Here is an 18,502-nt window from a genome sequence, read left to right as displayed (position 1 = left end):
CCGACGCGCGCCCTAGTAAATTCTAGTGCGGTTAAAAAGACAGATGGAGCGGGCCATACGGCCCGCTCCACCCAATCAGAACTTGTTATTACTCTGCAGCTGCAGCAGCAACGATGTTCACGACGCGACGGCCACGGCGAGTACCGAACTCAACCGCACCGGCCTGCAGTGCGAACAGGGTGTCGTCGCCACCGCGGCCGACACCGGCGCCCGGGTGGAAGTGGGTGCCACGCTGGCGGACGATGATCTCGCCTGCGGAAACGACCTGGCCACCGAAGCGCTTTACGCCAAGGTACTGGGCGTTGGAGTCACGACCGTTGCGAGTGGAGCTCGCGCCTTTTTTATGTGCCATTTGAAATGCCTGCCTTTAAATTCTGGGGAATCTGTTGAAAACCTGAACAGCAACCAGTGGTTACTTGATACCGGTGATCTTGATCTTGGTCAGTTCTTGACGGTGACCCTGGCGCTTCTTGTAGCCGGTCTTGTTCTTGAACTTCTGGATGACGATCTTCGGACCACGGAGGTCTTCGAGGATCTCAGCCGTAACCTTGACCTTGGCCAGGTCCGCAGCGGCGGACGTGACCTTGTCACCGTCCACCAGGAGCAGTGCGGGCAGCTCAAGGGTGCTGCCGGCTCCACCGGGGACGCGGTTCAGGGTTACGTAGTCTCCAACGGAAACCTTTTCTTGGCGGCCGCCTGCGCGGACAATCGCGTACACCACTTGGGCACTCACTTCTCTCGACGTTTATTACTAAATTTGCGTGCGGAACCCCGATCCGAAACGGGCCTGGTTCACGCTGTGCCTCAACGCCGTGGACTCCGGTACGGAATCCATGAGTCATCCCTCGAACAGTTCCAAATGAAAGGTCAGTTCCAAATGAACGGTTTCTAGGGGCATAACCCAAGTGTTGGCGTAAGCACCGAAGATCTAGATTACGCTAGTTTCGCCTTCGGCTGCAAATGAGGCCAGGTCCGGAGGCTGCCACGTGATGGCTGCCACAGACTGGCTATGCCGCCATCCGGTACCGTGCCCGTCCACCTTACCCTGCCGGCCGGGAAAAGCTCGGATCCTCACTCCGACACGCTGCAGCGCCCGCCGGAACAGTCCTTCGTCCCGTCCTTCCGCAACAGGAACCAAGCTCAGCCGTGCAGCCTTGGAGCATCGAAGAATGCTGTTTCGTAGCGGCAAGACTGGGAGAATGCTTCCATCATCGCAGCCCTCTCCCCAGGGGAAGCCGCCTGCGCAGCGGCATCCGTGATGTCGATCGCTTTGCGGGTAGCCTCGGCAAACGCCTCGTCGGCATAGGTGCGCAGCCAGTCCGCGTAAGGGTGCTCAGCCGGGGCTTCCGCCTGAAGATAGCCATGATGGAGTTGCTGTCCCACCTCGGCGTACAACCAGTAGCAGGGCAGGACAGCGGCCAGCAACACGGCATAGCTGCCCGACGCCGATGCCGCCAGCAAGTGGTCCACATAGGCTTTGGTGACGGGTCCCTGTACTCCGCTGGCCTGACGTCCGCTGAGCCAGTTCCGGTGCAATTCAGACTCGACTTCAAGGCACATCTGCGCGCCGCGAGCCCAGAACAACTGTTCTGTTTCGCTCGGGGCCAGGGCGCTTGCTCGGGCCAGGACGCGGGAGTAGCCGTTGAGATAGATGGCATCCTGGGCCAAGTAATAGGTAAATTGCCCTTCGCCGAGCGCGCCGGACTGCAGGTCCCGGATGAAGGCCAGGCGATAGATGGCCTCGAGCTCCGTCTGGGCGGCGTCCCACATCCTGGCGGCGAAAGCACCCGGCTGGAGGGCGTTCTGGTGGGCATGGAAGTGGTGGATCGGCCCGTTGCCGTTCCCCACTTCCAGCACTCCGGACTGGGTCAGCGCCTCCTGGAGCCAGGGCTTCACAACGTGCAGGGCCGACTCCCAATCGCCAAGCCGCGCCTTGGCCGTCGCCATCGCTGAGGACAACGAACACCCTGTGCCATGGCTGTTGCGGGTCTCCACCCTGGGGCCGGCAAATTCCACTACGTCCTGGCTGAGGAGTCCTCCGGTGTTGACCAGCGCGTCCGGGCAGCTGGTTCCCTGCAGATGGCCGCCCTTCACCAAAACGGTGTTTCCGCAGGCTGCGGCCAAGCGCTTGCCCTGCTCCAGCGCCGATGCCCAGTCAGTGGCCTCAGGTTCGCTGAGCAGCATGGCCAATTCGGGAAGGTTGGGGGTAATCAAGTCAGCGAGGGGCAGGAGTTCCCGCAACGCGGTTTCAGCTGACTCCGCCAAGAGCCGGTCGCCGCTCGTGGCAATCATCACCGGGTCCAAAACCACGATGGCGGGGCGAACCTCGCCGAGCCAGCGGCGGACCTCGTCGATGACCGCGGCGTCGCCGAGCATGCCGATTTTGACGGCGTCGACAGCGATGTCCTCGCTGATGGCGTCCAGCTGCTGGCGTAGGAACTCCACGGGAGGCACGTGAACGGCAGTGACTCCCTGCGTGTTCTGTACCGTGAGCGCCGTGATGACCGCCATGCCGTAGCCGCCGTTCGCTGCGATGCTCTTCAGATCGGCTTGGATCCCGGCACCGCCCGAAGGATCGGAACCGGCAATGCTGAGGACCCTGGGAACGGCGCGGCGGACGGTTTTGAGCGGGTAGACAGCTGAATGCGCTGGAACAGTCATGCGAGACATCCCTTCGCCGGTGCTAACCGGACAGGTTCAACGGGTCTGGTCTCAGCCGGCTTGGTGCGCGGCACCCCGTGTCAGTCCCCTAGCTTAACCCCGATCACTCCTGAACTAGTGAAATGGACCGGTCATAATGTCTGCCGAAATCGATTACTGGACCGGAGGCTTCAGCGGCCCGGGAACGCCGAAGCCCCGGCACCTTCCACAGGAGTGGAAGGTGCCGGGGCTTCGGACAGGGACTGTTTCTAGAGCTCGGACTTGGGGACGCCGACACCGAGGATGATCGGCTCAGCTGCCGTAGTCGTTTTGGCTGGGGCAGCGGCTGGCGCCTTAGCCTCGTGCGCAGTTCCACCCGAGGCAGCCGCGGCGACCTCGTGGTGCTCCACGTTGGTGGCGTTGGCCGCACCCTGTGCCCGGCTGGCACTACGGTTGCGCCGGCCACGGCGCCCGCGCGTTCCGGACTCCGGGGATTCCCCGGCTTCCCCGGCGGACAGCCCTGCCGGAGATTCCTGGGTTCCCGTCGCCTTCGCCTCGGTATGAGGAGCCTCGCCGAGGCCAGCAAACGCCTGTGCCAACAGATCCAGGCTCATGGCAGGCGCCCCGTTCGCCGGCTCTTCGTGGTGAACGAAGGGCAACGCGACCTCTTCGCCGCCGAACCGCAGCACCGGCTTAGAGCGCTCCTCAGTAACTGAACCGGAGGCCTCCTTGGCGACAGCTGCGATCACGGGAGCCTGAACGGGAGCTGCCTCGGCCGCGGGGGTAACTCCGGCCTCGGGGGTGCCTGCCAACGATTCCGCGGCGTGGTGGAGCTCGTCGTCGTGCAAGTGGGCGGCGTGGGCCGCGGCCGCGATGGTGGCAAGTGCTGCGCGGGTGGCTGCCTGGCGGCTTGGATCAGTGGATTCCACGGTGTGGACCGGCACAGGAGGGGTGATCGGGAGCTCAGTGGTCCCTTGCCCCGCGCCCCTGCCACGGCGGCGCTTGCGCTGCTCCGGGCGGGTGGCCGGCTGTGATTCGGTACGCGGGTGGTGATGCTCGGCGGCCACAACGTTGGCCCGACGGTGCTCCACCGGCTCGTCGTGGGTGACGATTCCGCGTCCCGCACACGTTTCGCACTGCTCGCCGAAGACCTCAAGCAGGCCAGTGCCCATGCGCTTGCGGGTCATCTGGACCAGGCCAAGAGAGGTCACTTCGGCAACCTGGTGCTTGGTACGGTCCCGGCCAAGGCACTCGACCAAGCGGCGCAACACGAGATCGCGGTTGGATTCGAGGACCATGTCGATGAAGTCGATGACGATGATTCCGCCGATGTCACGCAAACGCAGCTGGCGGACCACTTCTTCGGCAGCCTCAAGGTTGTTCTTGGTGACGGTCTCCTCGAGGTTACCGCCGCTGCCGGTGAACTTCCCGGTATTGACGTCAACAACCGTCATGGCCTCGGTACGGTCGATCACGAGCGAACCACCGGAGGGCAGGAAGACCTTGCGATCCAACGCCTTGTGAATCTGCTCGTCCACACGCCATGCCGAGAAGATGTCCTGATCGGAGGTCCACTTTTCCAGGCGGCCCACCAGATCCGGCGCTACATAGGTGACGTAAGCCTCGATGGTGTCCCAGGCTTCGTCGCCGGAGACGATGAGCTTGGAGAAGTCCTCGTTGAAGACGTCACGCACAACCTTGATGGTGAGGTCCGGTTCGCCGTACAACAGTTCCGGCGCGAGGATCTTGGTGGAGGTGGACTGGCTTTCGATCCCTTCCCACTGGGCACGCAGGCGGTTGATATCGTGCGTCAGCTCCTCCTCGGAAGCACCCTCGGCCGCGGTCCGGACAATAACGCCCGCGTTGTCCGGGAGGCGATCCTTGAGGATCCGCTTCAGCCGGTTGCGCTCGACGTCGGGGAGCTTGCGGGAGATGCCGGTCATGGAACCACCCGGCACGTACACGAGGTAACGGCCCGGGAGCGAAATCTGGCTCGTCAGGCGCGCACCCTTGTGGCCCACCGGGTCTTTGGTGACCTGCACCAACACGGAATCGCCCGATTTCAAGGCGTTCTCAATGCGGCGCGGCTTGCCTTCCAAAGTGACGGCATCCCAATTGACTTCACCGGCGTACAGCACGGCGTTGCGGCCGCGTCCGATGTCGACGAATGCGGCTTCCATCGACGGCAGTACATTCTGGACCTTGCCCAGGTAGACGTTGCCGATCAGCGAATCCTGCTGCGTCTTGGACACGAAATGCTCTGCGAGCACGCCGTCTTCCAGCACGCCGATCTGGATCCTGTCGTCGCGCTGACGAACAATCATCTGGCGATCAACCGACTCACGGCGAGCAAGGAACTCGGCCTCGGTGATGACCTGGCGGCGCCGGCCGGTCTCGCGGGACTCGCGGCGGCGCTGCTTCTTGGCCTCAAGGCGCGTGGAACCCTTGACACTGGTAACGCGGTCAGAGCTGGTGCTCGACTCCACGTGTGCGCGGGGAGCTCGGACACGTGTCACCGTGTTGGGGGGATCGTCGTCTCCGCCGCCCGTCAATTCCAGATCCTGGTCGCCACGACGACGGCGCCGGCGGCGGCGGGAAGTCACGCCTTCCTCAAGGGCTTCCTCGGTACCGGCTTCTGCCTCGTCTTCGGATTCCGCGGAAGCTTCTTCTCCGGCGGCATCGTCGCGGTCGGTGCCGCGACGCCCGCGGCGCCCGCGGCTACGACGGCGACGGCGGCTGCCGGCTTCGTCGAGTTCGCCATCCTCGGCAGCTTCCTCAACGCCGGATTTAGCTTCCTCTTCGACGACGACCGGCCGTGCCACAGTGCTCAGGTCCGGTGCCTGGAAAATCATCGACGTGATGGAGGCAGGTTCCAGGAACAGTGAGGCGACCGGGCTTGGAGTTGCGGTTTCGACGGCCGGCTCTTCGATGGCTGGCTCTTCGGCGGCCTCTTCGACGGCCGCAATCTCAGCGGCTAGTTCTTCGGCGGCCGGCGCTTCAACTTCGGCTTCTTCGGCAGCGGGCTCGGCGGTCTTTGCCTTCACGGTACGACGACGGCGAACCGGCTTTTCCGGGGCCGCTTCAGTTTCTGCGGCAATTTCGGGTTCCACGACGGCGGCAGCCTCTACTGTCCCGCTACCCTCGGTGGGAGATTCTTCAGCGAATCCTGGCAACGGCTCGGGAGCCTCGACCTTCTTGCGTGCCCGGCTACGCCGAACAGGAGCCGTGGGCGACTCGGCGGCTGCTACTTCGGGGAGGGGCTCCGCAGCGGATGCGGCAGCTCCGGCGTCGGGGGTTTCCTCTGCGGCGACCGCCTGAGGGGCGGCCTTACGGCGGGTGCGCGTGACCTTCTTGGGTGCTTCAGCGGTCTCGGCGGACGCCGCATCTTCGGCGGCGGCTACAACTTGCTCGTTATCCATATGTGGTGACACTCCTGCCCTTGCGCAACCGCCACATCCGGCGCCCAGAGGGGCAAATATTGTCAAAACCCGCAGGCGTTGACAGAAGTCAGTAGTGGTCTTTCCGGTTCGCACCAGCTTGGGGGTGCGGCATTCACGGAAAGCCGGTCTTGTTCCAAACCCGTTGTTCTAGTGCCACAACCAGGTGCCGTCCATTGCCACCGCGGGCCTACCGGAGATCAACGGATCCTGGGCATGCCCTGCACGTGGATGGCGGTCTTGCGAACAAGATACCGGACCGGATTCCGCATGTGGATCGGCTTCCGGCCATGTTCATTCTCTCACACGCCCGCGCTGCCGGCAGGAATCACCTCGCGAAAGCTTCCGCGCCGTGACCCGCTGGACGCCGCATTCAGCCACCGAGGCTAGAATCCTCCCAAGAGCATCCCCGGCCCAGGGCCGGGCCTTCCAGATAAGGACCGCTAACCATGCCGAGCCCCGCCAGCCCGAACCTGGCCAATAACGATCCCCGCTCCCTCCGGCAGGAGAAAGCCCGGAAGGACAATACAGGAAAAATCCCCGATCGGGAAAACACCGCCGACGCGGCAATGCCGCGCATGGTCCGCGACCGGCCCTTTGCGTGGTTGCTGCTTGTCACCGGTGCCATAGCCTGGCTGGCATCCGGTGCACTCGTCCTCGAGAAACTGCAGGTCCTCATCGACCCGAACCATGCAACGGTCTGCGACGTCAATCCGTGGGTGTCCTGCGGCAGCGTCATGAAGACACCGCAGAGTTCGGTCTTCGGCTTCCCTAACATGTTCATCGGCATCGTGGCCTTTGCCGTGATCATCACCACAGCCATGGCGATCTTTGCCGGGGCCAGGTTCGCCCGATGGTACTGGATCGGGCTTCAGACCGGCGTGACGCTGGGCTTCATCTTCATCGTCTGGCTATGGTCGCAGGCTTTGTATGTCATTCACGTGCTGTGCCCGTTCTGCATGGTGGTGTGGGCGTGCATGATCCCGCTTTTCGTGTTCGTGACCATCAGGAACGTGGTGCACGGAGTCATTCCGGCGCCCGCCCGCCTGGCAAAGATCCTGGGCGAATCCGGATGGATCATTTCCGCCCTGCTCTACGTTGCGGTGATCGCGAGCATCTTCTTTGCCTTCATCAACGTGTTCATCGGCACATCGGGTTACTGAGGTCTACAGCAGAAGGGGCCCATGTTCACGTGAACTCTTCACGTGAACATGGGCCCCTTCTGGCATTGGCGTGTAACTACGCGCCGAACCAGATCTTGATCTCACGCTCGGCGGAATCCACCGAGTCGGAACCGTGCACCAGGTTCTGCTGCACAGCCAAGCCCCAGTCGCGGCCGAAGTCGCCACGAATGGTGCCGGGCGCCGCCGTCGTCGGGTCCGTAGTTCCGGCAAGGGAACGGAAGCCTTCGATCACGCGGTGACCCTCGAAGATGGCAGCGACAACCGGGCCGCTGAGCATGAACTCAACCAGCGGCTCGTAGAACGGCTTGCCGAGGTGCTCTTCGTAGTGCTGCTCAAGCAGTTCACGGGTGGCGTTGACCTTCTTCAATTCGGCCAAGGAGTATCCCTTGGACTCGATGCGGGCGAGGATGCTGCCGCTCAAGTTGCGGGCGACGCCGTCGGGCTTGATCAGTACAAGGGTGCGCTCAATGCTCACGGTTGCTCCAATGTTGAGTGTGTGGGTTTCCCAGCCAGTTTACGGGGTTTGGCTCACACGGACTGACCCGTGGCGTCTTCCCCGTGCGAAGCGTTCCACTCGGCTTGCTCGCGATCGCGCTTGGCGTTGTCGCGGTCAATCCTCATTCCGGCGCGGATGCCATACCACCAGCACGCCGCAAACAAGATCCCCACAACGAACATCGTGGGCTCGGCGAATCCAGTAAGGACAAGGACCAGCTGCAATGCCCAACCAACGCCGACTCCCCACGGCTTGCTGAGGACAGCACAGGCCAGGATCAGCACCACGCTCAGAGTAATGCCAAAGGTCAGGATCAGCGCCGGCGAGACTTCGCCCCGTTTCAGGCCGAAGACCGCCAAGGTGGCGAAGAACGCGACGAAAGCTTCCAGGAGCAGCACAGTCGAAGCGAACATCACCTTCGTGGAGCGGCGCTTCTTGGGCATCCCCGGGCGCCATTCACGCTGGGCTTTGGTGAGTTTGGCCATGGTCAGGAACCTGCCTTCCCAAGGAGCATGCGGGCTTCGGCCACTACGGTGATGGAACCGGTGACAAGTACCCCGCCGGCCAGGTCATCGTTGGCTTCAGCGCGTTCCACAGCCCATTCGATCGCGTCATCGAGCTTCTCGGCTATGTGGACGCTGTCCGCGCCAAAGCCGAGGTCGACGGCGAGATCGGCCAGTTGCGCGGCCGGGATGGCCCGGGGCGAGTTGGACTGGGTGAAGCAGAATTCCTCCGCGAGTCCACCCAGGGATTCCTTGAGCTGACGCAGGATTTCCTCCGCGTCCTTTTCCTTCAGGACCCCAAGGACCACCACCAGCTTGCTGAAGCTGAAGGCCTCCTCGATCGCCTCGGCGGAGACGCGGATGCCGTCCGGGTTGTGCGCGGCGTCCACAATAATTGTGGGAGCGGTGCGCACCACCTCTAGACGCCCGGGCGACGTGACGCTGCCAAACGCCTCGCGGAGGACATCGCCGTCGAGCTCCTTCTCGCCGCCGCCGAGGAACGCTTCCAGCGCCGCGACGGCGACGGCGGCATTCTCGGCCTGGTGGGCGCCGTGCAAGGGCAACAGCAGGTCTTCGTAACGGCCGGCGAGGCCCTGGATGGTCAGCACTTGGCCACCGACGGCCACGCTGCGAGATTCCACTCCAAATTCGACGCCCTCGAAGCGGAACGGCACCCCTACTTCGCGCGCCTTCTCCAGGAGCACCTGCGCGGCGTCCACGGGCTGCGCGGCGCTGATCAGGAATCCGCCAGGCTTGATGATTCCGGCCTTCTCGTGCGCGATGTCCTCGGTGGTATCACCGAGAAGATCGGTGTGGTCGAGCGAAATCGGCGTCACCACGGAAACCTGGCCGTCGCCAACGTTGGTGGCATCGGTGATGCCTCCGAGGCCCACTTCGATCACGGCGACATTGACGGGCTGGTCAGCGAAAATCGCAAAGCCCAGGATAGTCAGGCACTCGAAGTAAGTAAGCCTGGGCTGGTCTTCGTCTTCGAGTTCCTTGTCCACGATCTCGAGGTAAGGCCGGATCTCGTCCCAGATCCGGACGAAGGTCTCATCCGACACGGGCTCGCCGTCGATGCTGATGCGCTCGGTGACTTTCGACAGGTGCGGGCTCGTGTAGCGGCCGGTGCTCAAGCCGTGGGCGCGAAGCCCTGCCTCGATCATGCGGGCGGTCGATGTCTTGCCGTTCGTTCCCGTGATGTGAATGATCGGGAACGCCTTGTTGGGCTCCCCCAGCACGTCCATCGCACGGTACAGGGGCGCGAGCCTCGGCTCCATCTTGTTTTCCGGGGCGCGGCCCAGGAGTTCGGCGTAGACGCTTTCTACGGAGAATTCATCGCTCATGTACTAGGCCTCGATCTTTGTAACGGTGATCTGCGGCTCGACGGCATCGCCGGAGACGACGGGGTCGAGCTTGAGGGACAGGGTTTCGGTCTTGACCAGGTCTTCATTGGCGCGGAGGGCGTCAACAACGTCGTGGACAGCCAGGACCGTGGTGTGGATGCGGTCGCTGACGTTGAGTCCGGCGTCCTTGCGGGCCTGCTGGATGGCACGGACCATGTCGCGCGCCAGGCCTTCGGCAGCAAGTTCCGGGGTGACCTCGGTGTTCAGGACCACGAAGCCACCGCCGGGGAGGACAGCTGCAGCCGCCGAGGATCCGTCAGCCGACTCCGCGACCACGGTCTCCAGGGTGTACTCCTGCGGTTCCAGTTCGAGTCCACCGGAAACAACGACTCCCGCAACGCCGTCAATTGTTTGCACTGACCAGTCGCCGGACTTGGAACCCTTGATGGCCTGCTGGACGTTCTTACCCAGGCGCGGGCCCGCCGCGCGGGCGTTGACCACGAGTTTCTGCTCGATGCCGAATTCCTCCGGTGACGCCGTGGCGGCGTCCAGGAGCCGGACAGAACGCAGGTTCAGTTCATCCGCGACGACGGCGGCGAAGCCTTCCAGAGCGTCCGCACCGGGTGCCACTACCGTAAGCTCCTGCAAAGGCAGGCGAACGCGAAGGTTGGCGGCCTTGCGCAGGCTGGAACCCGCGGAGCAGATCTGCTGGACGCGGTCCATGGCCTCCACGAGACCCGGGTTTGCCGGGAACAGCGAAGCCTCGGGCCAATCAGCCAAGTGCACGGAGCGCCCGCCGGTCAGTCCGCGCCAGATCTCCTCGGAAACCAGGGGCAGCAGCGATGCAGAGACACGGCAAACGGCCTCGAGCGCCGTGTAGAGGGCGTCGAAAGCGTCGGCGTTCTCGTCGAAGAAGCGCTGCCGGCTACGGCGCACGTACCAGTTGGTGAGCATGTCCAAATAGCTGCGAAGTTCATCGCAGGCTCCGGAAATGTCGTAGTCGTCCAGGCTGGAAGTGATGTTGCGGACGAGATCCCCGGTGTTAGCCAGGAGGTACTGGTCCAGGGTGTCCGTGTAGCCGTCATAGCGCAGCTTGGCGTCATAGCCCTGGCCACCGTTCGAGGCGTTCGTGTACAGCGTGAAGAAGCTGTACACGTTCCAGAGCGGCAGGATGACCTGGCGGACGCCGTCGCGGATTCCCTGCTCGGTGACCACGAGGTTGCCGCCGCGAAGGATGGGGCTGGACATCAGGAACCAGCGCATGGCATCGGAGCCGTCACGGTCCAGGACCTCGGAGACGTCCGGGTAGTTGCGCAGGCTCTTGGACATCTTCTGTCCATCAGAGCCCAGGACGATGCCGTGGCTGATCACGTTGCGGAAGGCAGGGCGGTCAAACAACGCCGTGGACAGGATGTGCAGCATGTAGAACCAGCCGCGCGTCTGCCCGATGTACTCGACGATGAAGTCGGCAGGGTTGTGGGTGTCGAACCATTCTTCGTTCTGGAACGGGTAGTGCACCTGGCCGTACGGCATGGAACCGGAATCGAACCAGACGTCCAGGACGTCCTCGACACGGCGCATGGTGGACTGGCCCTCTTCAGGAGAGCGCGGATCGTCCGGGTTAGGCCGCGTCAATTCGTCGATGAACGGGCGGTGCAAGTCAACCTGTCCGTCGTTGTTCATCGGCAGGCGGCCGAAATCGGCTTCCATCTCGGCGAGCGAGCCGTAAACGTCGGTGCGCGGGTATTCGGGATCGTCCGACTGCCACACCGGGATGGGCGAGCCCCAGTAACGGTTGCGGCTGATGGACCAGTCGCGGGCGTTGGCCAACCACTTGCCGAACTGTCCGTCCTTGACGTTGCCCGGGATCCAGTTGATCTCCTGGTTCAGTTCGGACATCCGGTCCTTGAACTTGGTGACCTCCACGTACCAGGAGGACACGGCACGGTAGATCAAGGGGTTGCGGCAGCGCCAGCAGTGCGGGTAGCTGTGCTCGTAGCTGGCCTGACGGACCAAACGGCCGCCGGAGCGGAGTGCCTGCGTGATCGGCTTGTTGGCGTCGAAGACCTGCAATCCGGAGATTTCGGCAAGGGGTCCGTGTGCGAACAGGTGGAGGAACTTGGCGCCTTCGTCAACGGAGAGCACCACGGGGATACCCGCATCTTCGCAGACTTTCTGGTCGTCTTCACCGTAGGCCGGGGCCTGGTGGACGATGCCCGTACCGTCCGTGGTGGTGACGTAGTCCGCCACGAGGAAGCGCCAACCGTTCTGCGTGCCGTACTTCTCGGTGTCGGAGAAGTAGTCCCAGAGCGGCTCGTACTCGAGGCCCGCCAACTGGGAGCCCGTGTAGCTGGCCGTGATAGCGGTGCTGGCGGCAGCTACGTCGTCGTACCCGAGATCCTTGGCGTAGGTGCCGAGCAGATCGGCAGCCAGCAGGAAGCTGCCCGTCACCGGAGCCTCTGCGGAAGCGGCTTTGATGCCGTTCGGACCGGCCGGAACCACTGCGTAGGAGATGTCAGGCCCGACGGCGAGCGCCAAGTTGGTGGGCAGCGTCCACGGGGTGGTGGTCCAGGCGAGCGCCTGCACGCCCTCAAGGGACTTGGAGAGCTCCGACTCCCCCGCCTTGATGGGAAAGGTCACGGTGACGGTCTGGTCCTGGCGGTTCTTGTAGACATCGTCGTCCATGCGCAGCTCATGGTTGGACAGCGGGGTCTCGTCCTTCCAGCAGTACGGGAGGACGCGGTAACCGTTGTAGGTGAGGCCCTTCTCGTGGAGCTGCTTGAAGGCCCAGAGGACCGACTCCATGTACTCGACGTTGAGGGTCTTGTAGTCGTTGTCGAAGTCCACCCAGCGGGCCTGGCGCGTGACGTAGCTCTTCCACTCGTCCGCGTACTTCATGACGGAGGCGCGGCACGCGTCATTGAACTTGTCGATGCCCATGGCTTCGATCTGGGTCTTGTCCGTCATGCCCAGCTGCTTCATGGCTTCCAGCTCAGCGGGCAGGCCGTGCGTATCCCAGCCGAAGCGTCGTTCGACGCGCTTTCCGCGTTGGGTCTGGTAACGGCCCACGAGATCCTTGGCGTAGCCGGTCAGGAGGTGGCCGTAGTGGGGCAAGCCGTTGGCGAAGGGAGGACCGTCGTAGAAGACGAACTCGTTGCTGCCAGGGTGCCCGCCGGGAGCATCGGCGCTGCGCTGGTCGATGCTGGCTTGGAAGGTGCCGTCTTCATCCCAGTACTTGAGGATGCGCTCTTCGATCTCCGGGAACTTCACGGAGGCGGACACCCCCGTTGCGGTGCCGGACGGAGCTGTGCTGGACAGCGTTGCGGAGGCCTTGGGGTAATACGTCATCTCTTCATCCTGGGTTGAGCCGGTGAACACAAAGTTTCATTCAGGATGCGAGGACGGCGCCAGCCCGTTGTTTCCAACAGTGCCGGTACCGCGGTACCACCTCACTTACCAACGCTGGCGCGGCCCCTTTGAAGAGGAGCTGTTCCGGCGTCGGCCGCTCATTGCTGCTGTGACGGGCTTACCCGTCCGGTTCTACTGATCCCCATGGTGGCGGGGGCGTTCTTCCGGAAGCTCACCGGTGATTGCCGGGTCGAAGCTTGTGTCACAAGTCTAGCGGCAGCGGCGCCGCGAGCTCTACTTGAACTCGCCCCGCGCATGCGGCGGTTGTCCACACCCACTTAGACTCGGGCACATGACTGTCCCTGATCACCCCCAAGCTGCCTCGCGGTCTGGTCGACGGCACGCCTTGGCGGTTCTGGCGGGCGTGGCGGCGCTGCCTGTGGCTGTGCTGTCGGTGTTTCGCGCGGTGCCGCTCGAATGGCCGTTGCCGATAGTCCAGTTGCTGTCTTTCACACCGTGGCTCGTGATCCCGGCCGTGCTTGCGGCTCTGCTTGGCCTGATCTGTCGGCGCGCCTGGATGGTTGCGACGACGGCGTCCCTGCTGGCCGTGCAGCTGTTCTGGCTGTTTCCGCTCGACGGCGGTCGCTATACACCCAGCGCCGGTCTCCGGCTGCTGGAACTGAAAGCCATGAACATCAATTCGGAGTTTGGCGGGGCGGATCCTGACGAAATCGTGCGCTTAGTCAAAGAGAACGGAATCTCGCTGTTGAGCGTCCAAGAACATTCACAGGGACTCCAAGACGGACTCGCGGCCGCAGGATTGGCTGAGCTGTTACCCAACAGGATCAGCGATCCCACGGACGATGCGGCCGGCAGCGCCATATACTCCTCGCATCCCCTGCAGTCGCTGGGGATGGTGCCCGATTCGCCCTTCCAGATGCCCACGGTCCGGGTAACCATCACATCCGGGGACGCCACGGCTGTACTGGACGTGACCAATGTCCACGCGCTGCCGCCGGTGGACATCCGCATCGCCCAGTGGCGACGTGATCTCGCCGCGGTGGGGCGCATGGCTGCCCGGCCGGGCAATCAGTTGCTCATCGGCGACTTCAACGCCACGTACGATCACATGGAGTTCCGGCGACTTGTGGACGGAGGCCCCGACGGTCAAAAGCTGGTGGACGTCGGTATTGCTTCCGGGGGTCGCTTCGTGCCCACCTGGCCTGTGAAGGGGAGCAAACTACCAGGGATCGTGCTCGACCATATGGTCACCACCGCGCAGATCAGCAGCAGCGCATACGCTGTTCACCGCGTCCCCGGAACAGACCACGCGGCCATCCTCGCAACCTTGGGGATCCCGGCAGCAACCTAGCCCTTGCGGATCAACTTGTGGGTAGCAGCCTGCGCCACAGGGCGGACGATGATCTCGTCCAGGTTGATGTGGTGCGGCACTGAGACCGCGTATTTGACAACGTCGGCGACGTCCTCAGGCGTGAGCGGCTTCTCGACTCCGGCGTACACCTTGGCCGCAGCAGTAGCATCCCCGAGGCGGTTGAGTGCAAATTCCTCCGTACGGACGAGACCGGGTGCCACCTCGATCACGCGGATGTTGTTCTCGGCTTCCTCAAGGCGCAGGGCACCGGTCATTGCGTGCTGGGCAAACTTGGCCGCGTTGTAGCCGCCGCCACCTTCGTAGGCGGTGAAGCCGGCGGTCGACGTCAGGTTCAGAACGGTGCCCTCGCCGTTGGCCCGCAGCATCGGAAGAAACGCGCGGGTCAGCTTCAGGGTGCCGAGCACGTTGACTTGGTACATCCAGTCCCAGTCTTCGCTCTGCGCATTGGCCACGGTATCCGCGCCCCGTGCGCCGCCCGCAATGTTGATGAGGGTGTCAGCGCCCCCCGCTTCGCTGACGGCAGAGAGCAAGGCGGCGACGTCGTCGTCCTTGGTGATATCCGCTGCGAAAGGCACAGCGCCGGTCTCGGTGCCGAGCGCTTCGAGCCGTTCCGCACGGCGGGCGACGGCGAACACCCTCCATCCGTCTGCAGCGAGGGCCCGCACCGTGGCTTCGCCGATTCCCGTGCTGGCGCCGGTCACTACTGCAGTCTTCGTCTGTGCTTCCTCAGTCATGGCACCACCCTAACGTGGTTCGCCGGGAGAAATCGCGCGGCCAAGCCAGCCAGAAGCCTGCGCGGGTTCTCGGTGCCGCCGCGCAACTTTTGTCTCGGGTAACGCCCGGTCGTAGGCCCGCGAAAAGCGCGGATGCTTCGGCGTCATTTATCAGCCGACCCGGCGCCCAGCAAGAATTCCAGCAACACGCGGGCATGGTTGATCTCTGGGTCCCTGGCTCCGTAAAGGAGCGTCACACGCTTCTTGCCTGCCGCCAACTCCAGCAACTGCTCCACGGCGGGGTTCCGTTCCAGTTCGGCTTGGTACGAGCGGCGGAAGTCCTCGAATCGCTCCCGCATATGGGCAAACTCGGTGCGCAGCGGAGGCGAGGGCGCGATCTCCTTCAGCCAGAGATCCAAACGGGCGCGTTCTTTGGATACCCCTCGCGGCCAGAGCCGGTCCACCAGAATCCGGTAGCCGTCGTCGTCGGCTGCCTCGTCATAGATGCGCTTGATCACCAAAACGTCCCTGAGATCCGCCATGGAGTGCACGCTAGTGCAAGAACCTGTGCAAGAACCTGTGCAAGAACCTGTGCAAGAAGATGAAACAATTGGCCCATGGCTGAATCAACGCAGGGTACAGACACGCCCGCCACCGCCCCCATCAACGTTCCCGACAAGCCGGCCCTTGAAGGCCTCGAGGCTGCCCTGACGCAGCGCTGGCTGGATGAAGGAACCTACAAGTTCAACCCGGACACCACCCGGGAGCAGGTCTACTCGATCGATACTCCCCCGCCTACCGCCTCGGGTTCGCTCCACGTGGGCCACATGTTCTCGTTCACGCAGACGGACGTCCAGGCCCGCTACATGCGCATGACCGGCAAGAACGTCTTCTACCCGATGGGCTGGGACGACAACGGCCTGCCTACCGAGCGCCGCGTCCAGAACTACTACGGTGTCCGCTGCGATCCCGCCATTCCGTACAACGCCGGCTACCGACCGCCGGCGGAACCTGCGAAGAACCAGCGGGACTTCGACGTCGTCTCCCGCCAAAACTTCATCGAACTCTGCGAGGAACTCGCCGTGGAGGACGAGAAGGTCTTCGAGAACCTGTTCCAGACCCTCGGCCTCTCCGTTGACTGGGACCTCACGTACCGCACTATCGATGACACTTCCCGTGCGGTGTCCCAGCGCGCCTTCCTCGCGAACCTGAACGCCGGCGACGCCTACATGGCCGAGGCTCCCACGCTGTGGGACGTGACGTTCCGTACCGCCGTCGCGCAGGCCGAACTGGAGGACCGCGAGGTTGCCGGTGCGTACTACCGCTACCCCTTCTTCACTGCCGACGGCGAGAAGATCTACATCGAGACAACGCGCCCGGAGCTGCTCGCTGCGTGCGCGGCCTTGGTGGCAAACCCCGACGACGAGCGCTACCAGCCGCTGTTCGGCAAGACAGTGACGTCTCCCCTGTTCGACGTCGAGCTTGAGGTCAAGGCCCACCCGCTCGCCAAGGCGGACAAGGGCTCCGGCATCGCCATGGTCTGTACTTTCGGCGACTTGACTGATGTCACCTGGTGGCGCGAGCTGCAGCTGCCCACGCGCGCCATCATGGGCCGCGACGGCCGAATCATCGCCGAGACACCTGAGTGGATCACCACCGACGCCGGCAAGGAAGCCTACGCCGCGATTGCCGGCAAGACGGCGTTCTCGGCCAAGGAAGCCGTGGTTGAGCTTCTCGCTGCCGCCGATCTGCTGGATGGCGAGCCAAAGAAGATTACCCACCCGGTGAATTTCTTCGAGAAGGGCGACAAGCCCCTTGAAGTCGTCACGTCGCGCCAGTGGTACATCCGCAATGGCGGGCGGGACGAGGGCCGCCGCGAACGATTGATCGCACGCGGACACGAAATCGAGTTCCACCCATCCTTCATGCGCTCGCGTTACGAGAACTGGATCTCCGGCCTGAACGGTGACTGGCTCGTTTCTCGCCAGCGCTTCTTCGGCGTGCCGATCCCCGTCTGGTACCCGCTTGATGCCCAGGGCAACCCGGACTACGAGAACCCGATTCTCCCATCCGACGAGTCCTTGCCCGTGGACCCCGCCGCGGACGCGGCCCCTGGCTTCGACGAATCCCAGCGCGAGCAGCCCAACGGCTTCATTGGAGACGCCGACGTCCTGGACACCTGGGCGACGTCTTCACTGACCCCGCAGATCGTGGGCGGCTGGAGCCGTGACGAGGCACTGTTCGGCAAGGTCTACCCCTTCGACCTCCGTCCGCAGGGCCACGACATCATCCGCACCTGGCTCTTCTCCTCCGCTGTCCGGGCAGACGCCCTCCAGAACAGCGCGCCGTGGAAGCACGCAGCCATCTCGGGCTGGATCCTGGACCCGGACCGCAAGAAAATGTCCAAGTCCAAGGGCAACGTGGTTGTTCCCACCGACGTCCTTAACGAATTCGGCTCCGACGCCGTCCGTTACTGGGCCGCGTCCGCCAAGCTCGGTGCTGATACCGCCTACGAGATCGCCCAGATGAAGATCGGGCGCCGCCTGGCCATCAAGCTGCTCAACGCCTCCAAGTTCGTGTTGAACCTGGGCGCTACGGAGAACTCCGTTGTCGGCGCGGACCTTTCCGTCCTGAGCAACCCCCTGGACCGTGCACTGCTCGCCCAGTTGGCCGACGTCGTGGCCCAGTCCACCAAGGCGTTCGACAACTACGACTACGCCCGTGCCCTGCAGATCACGGAATCGTTCTTTTGGCAGTTCACGGACGACTACGTGGAGCTCATCAAGGACCGCGCGTACGGTGCTGCCGGCGAGACCGAGCAGGCGTCCGTCCTTGCTGCCCTTGCCACCACGCTGGATTCGTTGTTGCGCCTGTTCGCGCCGTTCCTGCCCTTCGCCACCGAAGAGGTCTGGAGCTGGTGGCGCACGGGTTCAGTTCACCGCGCGGCGTGGCCTGCAGCCGTGGAAATCGTCGACGGCGACACCACCATGCTGGGCACCGTCGGCATCGCGCTGAGCGGCATCCGCAAGGCGAAGTCTGAGGCAAAGGTCAAGCAGCGCACCGAAGTTCTCTCCGCAACCATCACGGCTACCGAGTCGTTTGTTGCCCAGCTGGAAGCCGGATTGGGAGACCTGAAGGCCGCGGCCAACGCACAGGAGATTTCACTGGTGGCCGCTGAGGGCGAACTCACGGTGAGTGACGTGGTCCTGGCACCTGCCGAAGAGCCCGCGCAGGCCTAATTTCGAAGGTCCGGGAGTTTCCGGGTCGGTCCGGGAGTTTCCGGGTCGGTCCGGGAGTTCCGGGCAAAGGGGAAGCCCCATCAGCGTTTAGCCGTTGGTGGGGCTTCGACTTTTCGGCTGTCCGGTGACGTCTTGACAGTCTGGCGGAATCCTCAGACTTTCAGGTCTTCCTACCTCGTCACTGGTAGCTTGTATCCAACTTT

13 protein-coding genes and 1 riboswitch are annotated in these 18,502 nt (G+C 63.6%); of the genes, 3 read left to right on the top strand and 10 right to left on the bottom strand.

Going from position 1 to position 18,502, the window contains the following annotated elements; genetic code table 11:
- Nucleotides 1–88: 88 nt before the first annotated feature.
- The 4 genes from rpmA to HNP00_RS21150 all read right to left on the bottom strand — a co-directional run bounded on the left by rpmA (nucleotide 89) and on the right by HNP00_RS21150 (nucleotide 6,059).
- Nucleotides 89–352: a 50S ribosomal protein L27 gene (rpmA, locus tag HNP00_RS21165; RefSeq protein WP_003803426.1), complete on the bottom strand. Its 264-nt coding sequence runs from the start codon at nucleotides 350–352 to the stop codon at nucleotides 89–91.
- A 60-nt stretch (nucleotides 353–412) separates the two neighbouring features.
- Entirely contained in the window at nucleotides 413–721 is a 309-nt protein-coding gene (gene rplU / locus HNP00_RS21160) for a 50S ribosomal protein L21 (protein ID WP_028267456.1), read from the bottom strand.
- A gap of 419 nt (nucleotides 722–1,140) precedes the next feature.
- On the bottom strand, nucleotides 1,141–2,661 hold the full coding sequence (locus HNP00_RS21155) for a bifunctional hydroxymethylpyrimidine kinase/phosphomethylpyrimidine kinase (RefSeq protein WP_184741680.1): 1,521 nt from the start codon (nucleotides 2,659–2,661) through the stop codon (nucleotides 1,141–1,143).
- A riboswitch (TPP riboswitch) is annotated at nucleotides 2,653–2,749 on the bottom strand. (Overlaps the previous gene by 9 nt.)
- A 160-nt stretch (nucleotides 2,750–2,909) precedes the next feature.
- Complete coding sequence (locus HNP00_RS21150; RefSeq protein WP_184741679.1) at nucleotides 2,910–6,059, bottom strand: Rne/Rng family ribonuclease; 3,150 nt, start codon at nucleotides 6,057–6,059, stop codon at nucleotides 2,910–2,912.
- Nucleotides 6,060–6,526: 467 nt separating this feature from the next.
- Here HNP00_RS21150 and HNP00_RS21145 point away from each other — a divergent pair, with 467 nt between their 5' ends.
- Nucleotides 6,527–7,240 (top strand): vitamin K epoxide reductase family protein, encoded by a 714-nt coding sequence (locus HNP00_RS21145; protein WP_184741678.1) that lies wholly within the window; start codon nucleotides 6,527–6,529, stop codon nucleotides 7,238–7,240.
- Between the two features lie 76 nt (nucleotides 7,241–7,316).
- On the opposite strand, the gene ndk is transcribed toward HNP00_RS21145, so the two are convergent.
- The 4 genes from ndk to ileS are packed head-to-tail and all read right to left on the bottom strand — an operon-like array spanning nucleotide 7,317 to nucleotide 12,954.
- Nucleotides 7,317–7,736 (bottom strand): nucleoside-diphosphate kinase, encoded by a 420-nt coding sequence (gene ndk, locus HNP00_RS21140; protein WP_184741677.1) that lies wholly within the window; start codon nucleotides 7,734–7,736, stop codon nucleotides 7,317–7,319.
- 53 nt (nucleotides 7,737–7,789) lie between these two features.
- Nucleotides 7,790–8,242, bottom strand: a complete 453-nt coding sequence (locus tag HNP00_RS21135) for a DUF4233 domain-containing protein (protein ID WP_184741676.1) — start codon at nucleotides 8,240–8,242, stop codon at nucleotides 7,790–7,792.
- A gap of 2 nt (nucleotides 8,243–8,244) precedes the next feature.
- Complete coding sequence (locus tag HNP00_RS21130; RefSeq protein WP_184741675.1) at nucleotides 8,245–9,606, bottom strand: folylpolyglutamate synthase/dihydrofolate synthase family protein; 1,362 nt, start codon at nucleotides 9,604–9,606, stop codon at nucleotides 8,245–8,247.
- 3 nt (nucleotides 9,607–9,609) lie between these two features.
- Nucleotides 9,610–12,954, bottom strand: a complete 3,345-nt coding sequence (gene ileS, locus HNP00_RS21125; RefSeq protein WP_184741674.1) for an isoleucine--tRNA ligase — start codon at nucleotides 12,952–12,954, stop codon at nucleotides 9,610–9,612.
- Nucleotides 12,955–13,306: 352 nt separating this feature from the next.
- Between ileS and HNP00_RS21120 the strand changes: the two genes are divergently transcribed.
- Nucleotides 13,307–14,326: an endonuclease/exonuclease/phosphatase family protein gene (locus HNP00_RS21120; RefSeq protein ID WP_184741673.1), complete on the top strand. Its 1,020-nt coding sequence runs from the start codon at nucleotides 13,307–13,309 to the stop codon at nucleotides 14,324–14,326.
- On the opposite strand, the gene HNP00_RS21115 is transcribed toward HNP00_RS21120, so the two are convergent.
- A complete protein-coding gene (locus HNP00_RS21115; RefSeq protein ID WP_184741672.1) occupies nucleotides 14,323–15,081 on the bottom strand; it encodes an SDR family oxidoreductase in 759 nt (252 codons plus the stop codon). The two genes, HNP00_RS21120 and HNP00_RS21115, sit on opposite strands and share 4 nt — an antisense overlap.
- 143 nt (nucleotides 15,082–15,224) lie before the next feature.
- Complete coding sequence (locus HNP00_RS21110) at nucleotides 15,225–15,602, bottom strand: DUF488 domain-containing protein (protein ID WP_184741671.1); 378 nt, start codon at nucleotides 15,600–15,602, stop codon at nucleotides 15,225–15,227.
- A 75-nt stretch (nucleotides 15,603–15,677) separates the two neighbouring features.
- Between HNP00_RS21110 and valS the strand changes: the two genes are divergently transcribed.
- Nucleotides 15,678–18,299, top strand: a complete 2,622-nt coding sequence (gene valS / locus HNP00_RS21105; protein ID WP_184741670.1) for a valine--tRNA ligase — start codon at nucleotides 15,678–15,680, stop codon at nucleotides 18,297–18,299.
- Nucleotides 18,300–18,502: the final 203 nt, after the last annotated feature.

The organism is Arthrobacter sp. AZCC_0090, assembly GCF_014207375.1.
In the GTDB taxonomy this organism is placed as follows: domain Bacteria; phylum Actinomycetota; class Actinomycetes; order Actinomycetales; family Micrococcaceae; genus Arthrobacter.
This window is presented reverse-complemented; position numbering and strand designations above follow the sequence as displayed.